The 12,780-nt window shown below is 58.7% G+C and carries 16 protein-coding genes and 14 other annotated features; all 16 genes read left to right on the top strand.

Going from position 1 to position 12,780, the window contains the following annotated elements; translation table 11 throughout:
* Nucleotides 1–6: a ribosome-binding site (putative RBS for pduG; RegulonDB:STMS1H002194), on the top strand.
* The 16 genes from pduG to pduX all read left to right on the top strand — a co-directional run bounded on the left by pduG (nt 1) and on the right by pduX (nt 12,768).
* The gene (gene pduG, locus STM2043) for a propanediol utilization diol dehydratase reactivation protein (RefSeq protein NP_460988.1) occupies nt 1–1,839 on the top strand. Within the gene, nt 7–1,839 belong to an annotated coding region; the region does not span the whole gene. Its footprint overlaps the feature before it by 6 nt.
* Nucleotides 1,822–1,827: a ribosome-binding site (putative RBS for pduH; RegulonDB:STMS1H002195), on the top strand. It overlaps the preceding gene by 6 nt.
* The gene (gene pduH / locus STM2044; RefSeq protein ID NP_460989.1) for a propanediol utilization diol dehydratase reactivation protein occupies nt 1,822–2,179 on the top strand. Within the gene, nt 1,829–2,179 belong to an annotated coding region; the region does not span the whole gene. The genes pduG and pduH overlap by 18 nt, the downstream gene beginning before the upstream one ends.
* Nucleotides 2,180–2,189: 10 nt before the next feature.
* Nucleotides 2,190–2,195: a ribosome-binding site (putative RBS for pduJ; RegulonDB:STMS1H002196), on the top strand.
* Nucleotides 2,190–2,473, top strand: a protein-coding gene (gene pduJ / locus STM2045; RefSeq protein ID NP_460990.1) for a propanediol utilization protein. Within the gene, nt 2,198–2,473 belong to an annotated coding region; the region does not span the whole gene. (Overlaps the previous feature by 6 nt.)
* Nucleotides 2,474–2,476: 3 nt before the next feature.
* Nucleotides 2,477–2,959 carry a propanediol utilization protein gene (pduK, locus tag STM2046; protein NP_460991.3) on the top strand — a complete coding sequence of 161 codons (483 nt, stop codon included), beginning with the start codon at nt 2,477–2,479 and terminating at the stop codon, nt 2,957–2,959.
* Nucleotides 2,952–2,957, top strand: a ribosome-binding site (putative RBS for pduL; RegulonDB:STMS1H002197). (Overlaps the previous gene by 6 nt.)
* Nucleotides 2,952–3,591 (top strand): propanediol utilization protein gene (gene pduL, locus STM2047; RefSeq protein ID NP_460992.1). Within the gene, nt 2,959–3,591 belong to an annotated coding region; the region does not span the whole gene. The genes pduK and pduL overlap by 8 nt, the downstream gene beginning before the upstream one ends.
* Nucleotides 3,583–3,588 (top strand) — a ribosome-binding site (putative RBS for pduM; RegulonDB:STMS1H002198). Its footprint overlaps the gene before it by 6 nt.
* Nucleotides 3,583–4,079 (top strand): propanediol utilization protein gene (gene pduM, locus STM2048; RefSeq protein NP_460993.1). Within the gene, nt 3,588–4,079 belong to an annotated coding region; the region does not span the whole gene. The genes pduL and pduM overlap by 9 nt, the downstream gene beginning before the upstream one ends.
* Nucleotides 4,075–4,080, top strand: a ribosome-binding site (putative RBS for pduN; RegulonDB:STMS1H002199). (Overlaps the previous gene by 5 nt.)
* Nucleotides 4,075–4,358 (top strand): propanediol utilization protein gene (gene pduN / locus STM2049; protein ID NP_460994.1). Within the gene, nt 4,083–4,358 belong to an annotated coding region; the region does not span the whole gene. It overlaps the preceding feature by 6 nt. Before pduM ends, pduN begins: the two co-directional genes overlap by 5 nt.
* A 3-nt stretch (nt 4,359–4,361) precedes the next feature.
* Nucleotides 4,362–4,367, top strand: a ribosome-binding site (putative RBS for pduO; RegulonDB:STMS1H002200).
* The gene (gene pduO, locus STM2050) for a propanediol utilization B12 related protein (RefSeq protein ID NP_460995.1) occupies nt 4,362–5,378 on the top strand. Within the gene, nt 4,368–5,378 belong to an annotated coding region; the region does not span the whole gene. (Overlaps the previous feature by 6 nt.)
* Nucleotides 5,370–5,375, top strand: a ribosome-binding site (putative RBS for pduP; RegulonDB:STMS1H002201). (Overlaps the previous gene by 6 nt.)
* The gene (gene pduP, locus STM2051) for a propanediol utilization CoA-dependent propionaldehyde dehydrogenase (protein ID NP_460996.1) occupies nt 5,370–6,769 on the top strand. Within the gene, nt 5,375–6,769 belong to an annotated coding region; the region does not span the whole gene. The genes pduO and pduP overlap by 9 nt, the downstream gene beginning before the upstream one ends.
* Nucleotides 6,770–6,774: 5 nt before the next feature.
* Nucleotides 6,775–6,780, top strand: a ribosome-binding site (putative RBS for pduQ; RegulonDB:STMS1H002202).
* Nucleotides 6,775–7,893, top strand: a protein-coding gene (gene pduQ, locus STM2052; protein ID NP_460997.1) for a propanediol utilization propanol dehydrogenase. Within the gene, nt 6,781–7,893 belong to an annotated coding region; the region does not span the whole gene. It overlaps the preceding feature by 6 nt.
* Nucleotides 7,883–7,888: a ribosome-binding site (putative RBS for pduS; RegulonDB:STMS1H002203), on the top strand. It overlaps the preceding gene by 6 nt.
* The gene (gene pduS / locus STM2053) for a propanediol utilization protein (RefSeq protein ID NP_460998.1) occupies nt 7,883–9,245 on the top strand. Within the gene, nt 7,890–9,245 belong to an annotated coding region; the region does not span the whole gene. The genes pduQ and pduS overlap by 11 nt, the downstream gene beginning before the upstream one ends.
* Nucleotides 9,242–9,247 (top strand) — a ribosome-binding site (putative RBS for pduT; RegulonDB:STMS1H002204). (Overlaps the previous gene by 4 nt.)
* The gene (gene pduT / locus STM2054) for a propanediol utilization protein (protein ID NP_460999.1) occupies nt 9,242–9,802 on the top strand. Within the gene, nt 9,248–9,802 belong to an annotated coding region; the region does not span the whole gene. (Overlaps the previous feature by 6 nt.) Before pduS ends, pduT begins: the two co-directional genes overlap by 4 nt.
* Nucleotides 9,795–9,800 (top strand) — a ribosome-binding site (putative RBS for pduU; RegulonDB:STMS1H002205). Its footprint overlaps the gene before it by 6 nt.
* Nucleotides 9,795–10,152, top strand: a protein-coding gene (gene pduU, locus STM2055) for a propanediol utilization protein (protein NP_461000.1). Within the gene, nt 9,802–10,152 belong to an annotated coding region; the region does not span the whole gene. The genes pduT and pduU overlap by 8 nt, the downstream gene beginning before the upstream one ends.
* Nucleotides 10,152–10,157: a ribosome-binding site (putative RBS for pduV; RegulonDB:STMS1H002206), on the top strand. (Overlaps the previous gene by 1 nt.)
* The gene (pduV, locus tag STM2056) for a propanediol utilization protein (RefSeq protein ID NP_461001.1) occupies nt 10,152–10,609 on the top strand. Within the gene, nt 10,157–10,609 belong to an annotated coding region; the region does not span the whole gene. It overlaps the preceding feature by 6 nt. Before pduU ends, pduV begins: the two co-directional genes overlap by 1 nt.
* Nucleotides 10,587–10,592, top strand: a ribosome-binding site (putative RBS for pduW; RegulonDB:STMS1H002207). (Overlaps the previous gene by 6 nt.)
* The gene (gene pduW, locus STM2057) for a propanediol utilization propionate kinase (RefSeq protein ID NP_461002.1) occupies nt 10,587–11,808 on the top strand. Within the gene, nt 10,594–11,808 belong to an annotated coding region; the region does not span the whole gene. The genes pduV and pduW overlap by 23 nt, the downstream gene beginning before the upstream one ends.
* Before the next feature lie 57 nt (nt 11,809–11,865).
* Nucleotides 11,866–12,768: a propanediol utilization protein gene (gene pduX / locus STM2058; protein NP_461003.1), complete on the top strand. Its 903-nt coding sequence runs from the start codon at nt 11,866–11,868 to the stop codon at nt 12,766–12,768.
* The last annotated feature ends 12 nt before the right edge of the window (nt 12,769–12,780 follow it).

Genomic DNA, 12,780 nt, shown 5'->3' on the forward strand with positions numbered 1-12,780 from the left:
TTTCGTATGCGATATATAGCTGGCATTGACATCGGTAACTCATCAACGGAAGTCGCACTGGCGCGGCAAGATGAGACTGGCGCACTGACGATTACACACAGCGCGCTGGCGGAAACCACCGGGATCAAAGGCACGTTGCGTAACGTGTTCGGCATTCAGGAAGCGCTCGCCCTCGTCGCAAAGCGCGCGGGGATCAATGTCAGAGATATTTCGCTCATCCGCATTAACGAAGCCACGCCGGTGATTGGCGATGTGGCGATGGAAACCATTACCGAAACCATCATCACCGAATCGACAATGATCGGCCATAACCCAAAAACGCCGGGCGGAGCAGGCCTTGGTGTGGGTATCACGATTACGCCGGAGGAGCTGTTAACCCGCCCGGCGGACTCGTCCTATATTCTGGTGGTATCGTCAGCCTTTGATTTTGCTGATATCGCCAATGTTATCAACGCCTCAATGCGCGCCGGATACCAGATTACCGGCGTCATTTTGCAGCGCGACGATGGCGTACTGGTCAGCAACCGGCTGGAAAAATCGCTACCGATTGTCGATGAAGTTCTGTACATCGACCGCATTCCGCTGGGGATGCTGGCGGCGATTGAAGTCGCCGTGCCGGGAAAGGTTATCGAAACCCTCTCTAACCCTTACGGCATCGCCACCGTATTTAATCTCAACGCCGATGAGACAAAAAACATCGTCCCGATGGCGCGCGCGCTGATTGGCAACCGTTCCGCCGTGGTGGTTAAAACGCCATCCGGCGACGTCAAAGCGCGCGCAATACCCGCCGGTAACCTGGAGCTGCAGGCTCAGGGTCGTACCGTGCGCGTGGATGTTGCCGCCGGTGCCGAAGCCATCATGAAAGCGGTGGACGGTTGCGGCAAGCTCGACAACGTCACCGGCGAGGCCGGGACCAATATCGGCGGCATGCTGGAGCACGTGCGCCAGACCATGGCCGAACTGACCAACAAGCCGAGCAGTGAGATTTTCATTCAGGATCTACTGGCCGTTGACACCTCGGTTCCGGTGAGCGTCACCGGCGGTCTGGCCGGGGAGTTCTCGCTGGAGCAGGCCGTCGGCATCGCCTCGATGGTGAAATCAGACCGTCTGCAGATGGCGATGATTGCCCGTGAAATTGAGCAGAAGCTTAATATCGACGTGCAGATCGGCGGCGCTGAGGCTGAAGCCGCCATTCTGGGCGCGCTGACCACGCCGGGTACCACCCGACCGCTGGCGATCCTCGACCTCGGCGCGGGCTCCACCGATGCCTCCATCATCAACCCTAAAGGCGAAATCATCGCCACCCATCTCGCCGGGGCAGGCGACATGGTCACGATGATTATTGCCCGCGAACTGGGGCTGGAAGACCGCTATCTGGCGGAAGAGATCAAAAAATACCCGCTGGCTAAGGTCGAAAGCCTGTTCCACTTACGCCACGAGGACGGCAGCGTCCAGTTCTTCCCGACGCCGCTGCCTCCCGCCGTGTTCGCCCGCGTCTGCGTGGTGAAACCGGACGAACTGGTGCCGCTTCCCGGCGACTTAGCGCTGGAAAAAGTGCGCGCCATTCGCCGCAGCGCTAAAGAACGCGTCTTTGTCACCAACGCCCTGCGCGCGCTGCGCCAGGTCAGTCCAACCGGCAACATTCGCGATATTCCGTTCGTGGTGCTGGTCGGCGGCTCGTCGCTGGATTTCGAAGTTCCGCAGCTGGTCACCGATGCGCTGGCGCACTACCGCCTGGTCGCCGGGCGAGGAAATATTCGCGGCAGCGAAGGCCCAAGAAACGCGGTGGCCACCGGCCTGATTCTCTCCTGGCATAAGGAGTTTGCGCATGGACAGTAATCACAGCGCCCCGGCTATCGTCATTACCGTTATCAACGACTGCGCCAGCCTCTGGCACGAAGTGCTGCTGGGCATTGAAGAGGAAGGCATCCCTTTCCTGCTTCAGCATCACCCGGCTGGAGATATCGTTGACAGCGCCTGGCAGGCGGCGCGCAGCTCGCCGCTGCTGGTCGGCATTGCCTGCGATCGACACTCGCTGGTCGTGCATTACAAGAATTTACCCGCATCGGCGCCGCTTTTTACGCTGATGCATCATCAGGACAGTCAGGCCCAACGCAACACCGGTAATAACGCGGCACGGCTGGTCAAAGGGATCCCCTTTCGGGATCTCCATGCTTAATCACAGGAGAACGGCAGTATGAATAACGCACTGGGACTGGTTGAAACAAAAGGGCTGGTCGGCGCCATTGAAGCCGCCGATGCAATGGTTAAATCCGCCAACGTACAGCTGGTGGGCTACGAAAAAATTGGTTCTGGCCTGGTGACCGTCATGGTTCGCGGCGATGTCGGCGCGGTTAAAGCAGCCGTAGATGCCGGCAGCGCAGCGGCAAGCGTCGTGGGTGAAGTGAAATCCTGCCACGTTATCCCGCGTCCGCACAGCGATGTTGAGGCCATTTTACCGAAATCAGCCTAATCGATGGCGAATAAGGAGCACCGCGTGAAGCAATCACTGGGATTACTTGAAGTTTGTGGTCTGGCACTGGCTATCAGCTGCGCCGATATCATGGCGAAATCCGCTTCTATCACGCTGCTCGCCCTCGAAAAGACCAATGGTTCAGGCTGGATGGTGATTAAAATTACCGGTGATGTGGCCTCCGTTCAGGCGGCTATCACCACCGGTGCGCATTTCGCCGAACAGTGGAATGGCCTGGTGGCCCACAAGGTTATCGCCAGGCCCGGAGAAGGGATCCTGCTCGCAGAGACACCCTCCCCCTCCGTCATTGAACCTGAGCCTGAAGCGTCAGAGATAGCTGATGTCGTTTCTGAAGCGCCAGCCGAAGAGGCCCCGCAGGAATCAGAACTGGTCAGCTGCAATCTGTGTCTGGATCCAAAATGTCCGCGCCAGAAGGGCGAACCTCGTACGCTTTGCATTCATTCCGGCAAGCGAGGTGAAGCGTAATGGATAAAGAGCTTCTGCAATCAACGGTCCGTAAAGTTCTCGACGAGATGCGCCAGCGGCCTATTCCGCTGGGCGTCTCAAACCGTCATATCCACCTGTCCGCACAGGATTATGAGCGGCTGTTTCCCGGCCATCCCATCAGCGAGAAAAAAGCGCTGCTGCAGCCGGGACAATACGCCGCGGAGCAAACCGTCACTCTGGTGGGACCGAAAGGGCAGCTCAAAAATGTGCGCCTGCTCGGCCCGCTGCGCTCGGTAAGCCAGGTGGAAATTTCGCGTACCGATGCGAGAACGCTGGGGATTGCCGCGCCGCTGAGAATGTCCGGCAACCTGAAGGGGACGCCGGGCATCCGCCTGGTCAGCCCCTTTGCCGAACTGGAGCTGCCTTCCGGGGTTATCGTCGCGCAGCGGCATATCCATATGTCGCCGCTTGATGCGCTGATCCTGCGGGTTTCCCACGGCGATATGGTCTCCGTGGCGATTGAAGGCGACGATCGCGGGCTGATTTTCAACAACGTGGCGATTCGCGTTTCACCGGACATGCGCCTCGAAATGCACATTGATACCGATGAAGCCAACGCCGCTGGTGCCGATAACCCGCATGCCTTTGCCCGGCTGGTAGGCCCGCGATGAACGGCGAAACCCTGCAGCGCATTGTCGAGGAGATTGTCTCCCGGCTGCATCGCCGTGCCCAGAGCACGGCGACGCTGAGCGTTACGCAACTTCGCGATGCCGACTGTCCAGCACTGTTCTGTCAGCACGCGTCGCTGCGCATCCTGCTCATCGACCTGCCGCTGCTGGGTCAGCTTGCGGATGCAGAAACCGGCGATGCCGCCGCCCGGAAAATTCACGACGCGCTGGCGTTTGGCATCCGCGTACAGCTCAGCCTGCACAGCCAGCTGCTGCCGGTTATCCCGGTAAAAAAACTGGCTCGTCTGCCGCTGGTATTCACCGATGAGCACGGACTGCCGCTGGTTCTGCATGCGGGTTCGGTGCTGAGCTATCGCGATGTCGCGCTGCTAAGCCGGGGGCGTGTGGTTGTCCACCGCAAATGCATCGTGACCGCCATGGCGCGTGACGCGGCCAATGCGCGGAATATTCAATTAATTAAGCAGGAGTAAATCATGCATCTGGCACGAGTCACGGGCGCGGTTGTCTCCACGCAAAAATCACCTTCTTTGATTGGGAAAAAGCTGCTGCTGGTGCGTCGGGTCAGCGCCGATGGCGAACTCCCCGCCTCGCCCACCTCCGGCGATGAAGTGGCCGTGGACTCCGTCGGCGCGGGCGTCGGCGAACTGGTTTTGCTCAGCGGCGGCTCCAGCGCCAGGCACGTTTTTTCCGGGCCAAATGAGGCCATTGACCTCGCCGTTGTCGGCATTGTAGATACGCTTTCGTGTTAAGGGGCGGTTATGGCGATTTATACCCGAACAGGTGACGCTGGCACCACATCACTGTTTACCGGCCAGCGGGTGAGCAAAACCCACCCGCGGGTTGAAGCCTACGGCACGCTGGATGAGCTGAACGCCGCGCTGAGCCTGTGCGCCTGCGCCGCTGCGGATGAAAACCACCGCACCTTACTCGAGGCCATCCAGCAGCAACTTTTTTGGTTTAGCGCAGAGCTGGCCAGCGACAGCGAGCAGCCATCGCCCAAACAGCGCTACATCAGCAGCGAAGAGATTTCGGCCCTGGAAGCCGCTATCGATCGGGCGATGGCCCGCGTCGAACCGCTGCACAGCTTTATTTTACCCGGACGCTGCGAAGCCGCGAGCCGCTTACATTTTGCCCGCACGCTGGCGCGCCGCGCCGAACGCCGTCTGGTTGAACTGGCAACTGAAGTCAACGTACGTCAGGTGCTGATGCGCTATATCAACCGCTTATCGGACTGCCTGTACGCCCTGGCCCGCGCGGAAGATAGCGATGCGCACCAGGCCAACATCATCCGTGAAGTTAGCAAGCGCTATCTGGCTGCCTGCCAGCCGCCCCACAGCAAGGAGACGACGCCAGTGGCCCTCTCATTCCACGATCTGCACCAGCTCACCCGCGCCGCCGTTGAACGCGCGCAGCAACTGCAGGTTCCGGTAGTCGTCAGCATCGTTGACGCGCACGGCACGGAAACTGTGACCTGGCGGATGCCGGACGCCCTGCTGGTCAGCAGCGAGCTGGCGCCGAAAAAGGCCTGGACCGCAGTGGCGATGAAAACGGCGACCCATGAGCTGAGCGATGTCGTTCAGCCGGGCGCCGCGCTTTACGGTCTGGAAAGTCATTTACAGGGAAAAGTGGTCACCTTTGGCGGCGGTTACGCCCTGTGGCGCGACGGCATATTAATTGGGGGTCTTGGCATCAGCGGCGGCAGCGTTGAGCAGGACATGGACATAGCACAGACCGCCATCGCGGCTATTAACGTGGGAACTCATCAATGAATACTTCTGAACTCGAAACCCTGATTCGCACCATTCTTAGCGAGCAATTAACCACGCCGGCGCAAACGCCGGTCCAGCCTCAGGGCAAAGGGATTTTCCAGTCCGTGAGCGAGGCCATCGACGCCGCGCACCAGGCGTTCTTACGTTATCAGCAGTGCCCGCTAAAAACCCGCAGCGCCATTATCAGCGCGATGCGTCAGGAGCTGACGCCGCTGCTGGCGCCCCTGGCGGAAGAGAGCGCCAATGAAACGGGGATGGGCAACAAAGAAGATAAATTTCTCAAAAACAAGGCTGCGCTGGACAACACGCCGGGCGTAGAAGATCTCACCACCACCGCGCTGACCGGCGACGGCGGCATGGTGCTGTTTGAATACTCACCGTTTGGCGTTATCGGTTCGGTCGCCCCAAGCACCAACCCGACGGAAACCATCATCAACAACAGTATCAGCATGCTGGCGGCGGGCAACAGTATCTACTTTAGCCCGCATCCGGGAGCGAAAAAGGTCTCTCTGAAGCTGATTAGCCTGATTGAAGAGATTGCCTTCCGCTGCTGCGGCATCCGCAATCTGGTGGTGACCGTGGCGGAACCCACCTTCGAAGCGACCCAGCAGATGATGGCCCACCCGCGAATCGCAGTACTGGCCATTACCGGCGGCCCGGGCATTGTGGCAATGGGCATGAAGAGCGGTAAGAAGGTGATTGGCGCTGGCGCGGGTAACCCGCCCTGCATCGTTGATGAAACGGCGGACCTGGTGAAAGCGGCGGAAGATATCATCAACGGCGCGTCATTCGATTACAACCTGCCCTGCATTGCCGAGAAGAGCCTGATCGTAGTGGAGAGTGTCGCCGAACGTCTGGTGCAGCAAATGCAAACCTTCGGCGCGCTGCTGTTAAGCCCTGCCGATACCGACAAACTCCGCGCCGTCTGCCTGCCTGAAGGCCAGGCGAATAAAAAACTGGTCGGCAAGAGCCCATCGGCCATGCTGGAAGCCGCCGGGATCGCTGTCCCTGCAAAAGCGCCGCGTCTGCTGATTGCGCTGGTTAACGCTGACGATCCGTGGGTCACCAGCGAACAGTTGATGCCGATGCTGCCAGTGGTAAAAGTCAGCGATTTCGATAGCGCGCTGGCGCTGGCCCTGAAGGTTGAAGAGGGGCTGCATCATACCGCCATTATGCACTCGCAGAACGTGTCACGCCTGAACCTCGCGGCCCGCACGCTGCAAACCTCGATATTCGTCAAAAACGGCCCCTCTTATGCCGGGATCGGCGTCGGCGGCGAAGGCTTTACCACCTTCACTATCGCCACACCAACCGGTGAAGGGACCACGTCAGCGCGTACTTTTGCCCGTTCCCGGCGCTGCGTACTGACCAACGGCTTTTCTATTCGCTAACTGAGGTCGCGATGAATACCTTCTCACTACAAACGCGGTTGTACAGCGGTCAGGGCAGCCTGGCGGTGCTCAAGCGCTTTACCAATAAGCACATCTGGATAATCTGCGATGGCTTTCTGGCGCACTCTCCGCTGCTGGATACCCTGCGTAACGCGCTGCCCGCAGATAACCGCATCAGCGTCTTTAGCGAGATAACGCCGGACCCCACCATCCACACAGTGGTTCAGGGCATTGCGCAAATGCAGGCTCTGCAACCGCAGGTGGTGATCGGTTTTGGCGGCGGCTCGGCAATGGACGCGGCGAAAGCGATTGTCTGGTTTAGCCAGCAGAGCGGGATCAACATCGAAACCTGCGTGGCGATCCCGACCACCAGCGGCACCGGCTCGGAAGTGACCAGCGCCTGCGTAATTAGCGACCCGGATAAAGGCATCAAGTATCCGCTGTTCAACAATGCGCTGTATCCGGATATGGCGATCCTCGACCCGGAGCTGGTGGTCAGCGTACCGCCGCAGATTACCGCCAACACCGGCATGGACGTGCTGACCCACGCCCTGGAGGCCTGGGTGTCACCGCGCGCCAGCGACTTTACCGACGCGCTAGCGGAAAAAGCCGCCAAACTGGTGTTCCAGTATCTGCCCACGGCGGTGGAAAAAGGCGACTGCGTGGCGACGCGCGGGAAAATGCACAATGCCTCAACGCTCGCCGGGATGGCCTTCAGCCAGGCGGGGCTGGGGCTTAACCACGCGATAGCCCACCAGCTTGGCGGGCAGTTTCATCTGCCGCATGGCCTGGCCAACGCCCTGCTGTTAACCACGGTTATCCGTTTTAACGCCGGCGTTCCGCGCGCCGCCAAACGCTACGCGCGGCTGGCCAAAGCCTGCGGTTTTTGCCCGGCAGAAGCCAATGATATCGCGGCGATCAATGCGCTGATTCAGCAAATCGAACTGCTTAAGCAACGCTGTGTCCTTCCCTCACTGGCCGTTGCGCTTAAAGAAGGAAGATCCGACTTTTCCGCACGCATTCCGGCGATGGTGCAGGCTGCGCTGGCTGACGTTACGCTGCGCACTAACCCGCGCCCGGCCAATGCCGAAGCCATTCGGGAACTGCTGGAGGAACTGCTATGAGCACCGCCATCAACAGCGTTGAAATGTCCCTTAGCGCCGATGAAATTCGCGAGCGCGTTCGCGCAGCGGGCGTTGTCGGCGCGGGCGGCGCAGGTTTTCCCGCTCACGTCAAACTACAGGCGCAGGTAGAGATTTTTCTGGTGAACGCCGCCGAATGTGAACCGATGCTCAAAGTTGACCAGCAACTGATGTGGCAGCAAGCTGCGCGCCTTGTGCGCGGCGTACAGTACGCCATGACGGCAACCGGCGCGCGCGAAGGGGTGATAGCCCTGAAAGAAAAATACCGCCGGGCCATCGACGCCCTCACCCCACTGCTGCCAGACGGTATCCGCCTGCATATCCTGCCGGATGTATATCCGGCAGGCGATGAGGTGCTGACTATCTGGATGGCAACCGGTCGTCGGGTCGCCCCGGCTGCGCTACCGGCCAGCGTCGGCGTGGTCGTCAATAACGTGCAAACGGTGCTAAATATTGCCCGAGCGGTCGAGCAGCGGTTTCCGGTCACTCGTCGCACGTTGACCGTGAACGGCGCGGTCGCCAGACCGTTGACCGTTACTGTTCCCATCGGCATGTCGCTGCGGGAAGTACTGGCGCTGGCGGGCGGCGCAACGGTCGACGACCCTGGTTTTATTAACGGCGGCCCGATGATGGGTGGCCTGATTACCTCTCTTGATAATCCGGTGACGAAAACTACCGGCGGCCTGCTGGTGCTCCCCAAAAGCCATCCGCTTATCCAGCGGAGAATGCAGGACGAGCGCACGGTGCTTTCCGTCGCGCGCACCGTCTGCGAACAGTGCCGACTGTGTACCGATCTCTGTCCGCGACACCTGATCGGCCACGAACTCTCTCCGCACCTGCTGGTGCGGGCGGTGAACTTTCATCAGGCTGCCACGCCGCAGCTGCTGCTGAGCGCCCTTACCTGTTCGGAATGCAACGTTTGCGAAAGCGTGGCCTGTCCGGTGGGGATCTCGCCGATGCGCATCAACCGCATGTTAAAACGCGAGCTACGGGCGCAAAACCAGCGCTACGAAGGGCCGCTGAATCCGGCCGACGAGATGGCGAAATATCGCCTCGTGCCGGTGAAGCGGCTGATCGCCAAACTGGGACTAAGCCCCTGGTACCAGGAAGCGCCGCTGGTTGAAGAAGAACCGTCAGTAGAAAAAGTCACTTTGCAGCTGCGCCAGCATATTGGTGCCAGCGCGGTAGCGAACGTTGCGGTGGGAGAACGCGTGACGCGCGGGCAATGCGTTGCTGATGTCCCGCCTGGCGCGCTCGGCGCACCCATTCACGCCAGCATCGACGGCGTTGTATCGGCCATCAGCGAACAGGCCATCACTGTTGTAAGAGGTTAACCATGTCTCAGGCTATAGGAATTTTAGAACTCACCAGCATCGCCAAAGGCATGGAGCTTGGTGATGCCATGCTGAAAAGCGCCAACGTCGATCTACTGGTCAGCAAGACCATCTGTCCGGGGAAGTTTTTACTGATGCTGGGCGGCGATATCGGCGCTATCCAGCAGGCCATTGAAACCGGTACGTCGCAGGCCGGCGAGATGCTCGTCGACAGCCTGGTGCTGGCGAATATTCATCCCAGCGTACTTCCGGCCATCAGCGGCCTGAACAGCGTCGATAAGCGCCAGGCGGTAGGTATCGTCGAAACCTGGAGCGTGGCGGCCTGCATTAGCGCCGCAGACCGGGCGGTGAAAGGCTCAAACGTCACCCTGGTGCGGGTGCATATGGCCTTCGGTATCGGCGGTAAATGCTACATGGTGGTGGCGGGCGACGTTTCTGACGTCAATAACGCCGTGACGGTTGCCAGCGAAAGCGCGGGCGAGAAAGGGTTGTTGGTTTACCGTTCGGTGATCCCACGCCCGCATGAAGCCATGTGGCGACAGATGGTGGAGGGGTAATGGAAAGACAACCGACAACGGATCGCATGATTCAGGAATACGTGCCGGGGAAACAGGTCACTCTCGCGCACCTGATTGCTAATCCAGGGAAAGATCTCTTTAAGAAGCTGGGCCTGCAGGATGCAGTGTCCGCCATTGGCATCCTTACCATCACGCCGAGCGAAGCATCGATTATCGCCTGCGATATCGCCACCAAATCCGGCGCGGTGGAAATTGGTTTTCTCGATCGCTTTACCGGTGCCGTGGTGCTGACCGGCGACGTTTCTGCCGTCGAGTATGCCCTCAAGCAGGTAACGCGCACGCTGGGCGAAATGATGCAGTTCACCACTTGCTCGATCACCCGGACGTAAAGTCATGAAGCGTTTGATGTTTATCGGCCCCAGCCAGTGCGGAAAAACCTCGCTGACCCAAAGCCTGCGCGGCGAAGCGCTCCATTATAAGAAAACTCAGGCCATTGAATGGTCGCCGATGGCCATCGATACGCCGGGCGAATATCTGGAGAACCGCTGCCTGTACAGCGCCCTGCTGACCAGCGCCTGCGAGGCCGACGTCATCGCCCTGGTGCTGAATGCCGACGCCCAGTGGTCGCCCTTTTCTCCGGGTTTTACCGCCCCGATGAACCGCCCGACGATTGGCCTGGTCACCAAGGCCGATCTCGCCGAGCCGCAGCGTATTTCGCTGGTTGCGGAGTGGCTTACGCAGGCTGGCGCACAGCAGATTTTTATTACCAGCGCGCTGAATAACTCGGGTCTCGACGCCGTGCTGGATTTTCTGAATTCGAAGGAACCTTTATGTCTTACAAAATAATGGCCATTAACGCCGGTAGCTCATCGTTAAAATTTCAGCTGCTGGAGATGCCGCAGGGCGACATGCTCTGTCAGGGGCTGATTGAGCGTATCGGTATGGCAGATGCGCAGGTGACAATTAAGACGCACAGCCAAAAATGGCAGGAAACCGTCCCCGTTGCCGATCATCGCGATGCGGTAACGCTGCTTCTGGAAAAGCTGCTGGGTTATCAAATCATTAACAGTCTGCGGGACATTGATGGGGTGGGCCATCGTGTGGCGCACGGCGGTGAGTTTTTTAAAGACTCGACGCTGGTCACGGATGAAACGTTAGCGCAAATCGAACGTCTTGCTGAACTGGCCCCGCTTCACAACCCGGTAAACGCGTTGGGTATTCACGTTTTTCGTCAACTGTTGCCTGATGCCCCTTCCGTAGCCGTGTTTGATACGGCATTTCACCAGACGCTGGATGAACCCGCCTATATTTACCCGCTTCCCTGGCATTATTACGCTGAACTGGGGATTCGCCGTTATGGCTTTCATGGCACCAGCCATAAGTATGTCAGCGGCGTTCTGGCGGAAAAGCTGGGCGTACCACTCAGCGCATTACGGGTGATTTGTTGTCATCTTGGAAACGGTAGCAGCATCTGCGCCATCAAGAACGGGCGTTCGGTCAATACGTCGATGGGCTTTACGCCGCAGTCAGGCGTGATGATGGGCACCCGTAGCGGAGATATTGATCCCTCTATTCTGCCGTGGATAGCCCAGCGCGAAAGCAAAACGCCGCAACAGTTGAATCAGTTATTAAATAATGAGTCAGGCTTGCTGGGCGTTTCTGGCGTGTCGTCTGATTACCGCGATGTCGAACAGGCAGCCAATACCGGTAACCGGCAGGCTAAACTCGCTCTCACTCTGTTTGCCGAACGCATTCGCGCCACCATTGGCAGCTATATTATGCAAATGGGAGGACTGGATGCGCTGGTATTCACTGGGGGCATTGGCGAGAACTCAGCGCGCGCCAGATCGGCGGTGTGCCATAATTTGCAATTTTTGGGCTTAGCCGTTGATGAAGAGAAAAATCAGCGTAATGCGACATTTATCCAGACGGAGAACGCCCTGGTGAAAGTCGCCGTCATCAACACCAACGAAGAGTTAATGATCGCACAAGACGTTATGCGCATTGCGCTACCGGCCACGGAAGGGCTTTGTGTACCAGCCTGAGAGGGTTATACGACGCATTGCGGCAAGTCATGGTAATAACGCTTTTACCATGACACTATGCGCGCACACTATTCGTACCTGAAAGGTGATAATGTGGCTGTTGCGCAATGCCCCGCCTCATGCGGGGAACTTATCCAGGGATGGATTCTGGGCAGTGAGAAACTGGTCTCCTGCCCCGTTGACTGGTACAGCACCGTAGCAGTCACGGCTGCGCCGCCGTTGATAAACGAGCGCCCATTGTCGCGGGCGATGGTGGAGCGCGTTCTGGCGCACTGGCAGTATCCTGCGCACTGGAGTAACGAGATTCGCGTCGATGTGCGTTCGTCAATTCCCGTTGCCAAAGGCATGGCCAGCAGCACCGCAGATATTGCCGCTACGGCGGTGGCAACGGCGCATCATCTTGGCCATTCGCTGGATGAAACCACCCTTGCACAGCTTTGCGTCTCAATCGAACCCACTGATAGCACCGTTTTTCATCAGTTAACGCTGTTTGATCATAATAATGCGGCCACGCAAATCGCCTGCGAGCCACCGCCGCCAATCGATTTGCTGGTACTGGAAAGCCCGGTCACACTGCGCACGCAAGATTACCACCGTCTCCCTCGCCAGCAGAAATTAATAGCAAGTTCAGCAACCTTGCAGCAGGCCTGGAATCTGGTGCAGGAAGCCTGTATAACGCAAAATCCGCTCCGGCTGGGTGAGGCGGCTACGCTTAGCGCTATCGCCAGCCAGACGCTGTTACCTAAGCCGGGCTTTACCGCCCTGCTGTCGCTGGTCGAAGAGTGTGATTTATACGGATTGAACGTGGCGCATAGCGGTAGCGTGGTGGGTCTGATGCTGGACCGGAAACGTCATGATATTGCGCGTCTGAAAGGTAAGCTGGCAGAGAAAAAACTTACCCGACACTGGCCAAAACAACATTTACTCAAGATGGTCACTGGCGGGGTCAAACTGCAGTGAGAGCCTGATATA

Origin of the sequence: Salmonella enterica subsp. enterica serovar Typhimurium str. LT2 (genome assembly GCF_000006945.2) — a bacterium.
Lineage (GTDB): Bacteria > Pseudomonadota > Gammaproteobacteria > Enterobacterales > Enterobacteriaceae > Salmonella > Salmonella enterica.

Excerpts from the sequence above, each read along its gene's own strand:
- pduG (NP_460988.1), top strand. The coding sequence starts at position 7 with ATGCGATATATAGCTGGCATTGACATCGGTAACTCATCAACGGAAGTC.
- pduH (NP_460989.1), top strand. The coding sequence starts at position 1,829 with ATGGACAGTAATCACAGCGCCCCGGCTATCGTCATTACCGTTATCAAC.
- pduJ (NP_460990.1), top strand. The coding sequence starts at position 2,198 with ATGAATAACGCACTGGGACTGGTTGAAACAAAAGGGCTGGTCGGCGCC.
- pduK (NP_460991.3), top strand. The coding sequence starts at position 2,477 with ATGGCGAATAAGGAGCACCGCGTGAAGCAATCACTGGGATTACTTGAA.
- pduL (NP_460992.1), top strand. The coding sequence starts at position 2,959 with ATGGATAAAGAGCTTCTGCAATCAACGGTCCGTAAAGTTCTCGACGAG.
- pduM (NP_460993.1), top strand. The coding sequence starts at position 3,588 with ATGAACGGCGAAACCCTGCAGCGCATTGTCGAGGAGATTGTCTCCCGG.
- pduN (NP_460994.1), top strand. The coding sequence starts at position 4,083 with ATGCATCTGGCACGAGTCACGGGCGCGGTTGTCTCCACGCAAAAATCA.
- pduO (NP_460995.1), top strand. The coding sequence starts at position 4,368 with ATGGCGATTTATACCCGAACAGGTGACGCTGGCACCACATCACTGTTT.
- pduP (NP_460996.1), top strand. The coding sequence starts at position 5,375 with ATGAATACTTCTGAACTCGAAACCCTGATTCGCACCATTCTTAGCGAG.
- pduQ (NP_460997.1), top strand. The coding sequence starts at position 6,781 with ATGAATACCTTCTCACTACAAACGCGGTTGTACAGCGGTCAGGGCAGC.
- pduS (NP_460998.1), top strand. The coding sequence starts at position 7,890 with ATGAGCACCGCCATCAACAGCGTTGAAATGTCCCTTAGCGCCGATGAA.
- pduT (NP_460999.1), top strand. The coding sequence starts at position 9,248 with ATGTCTCAGGCTATAGGAATTTTAGAACTCACCAGCATCGCCAAAGGC.
- pduU (NP_461000.1), top strand. The coding sequence starts at position 9,802 with ATGGAAAGACAACCGACAACGGATCGCATGATTCAGGAATACGTGCCG.
- pduV (NP_461001.1), top strand. The coding sequence starts at position 10,157 with ATGAAGCGTTTGATGTTTATCGGCCCCAGCCAGTGCGGAAAAACCTCG.
- pduW (NP_461002.1), top strand. The coding sequence starts at position 10,594 with ATGTCTTACAAAATAATGGCCATTAACGCCGGTAGCTCATCGTTAAAA.
- pduX (NP_461003.1), top strand. The coding sequence starts at position 11,866 with ATGCGCGCACACTATTCGTACCTGAAAGGTGATAATGTGGCTGTTGCG.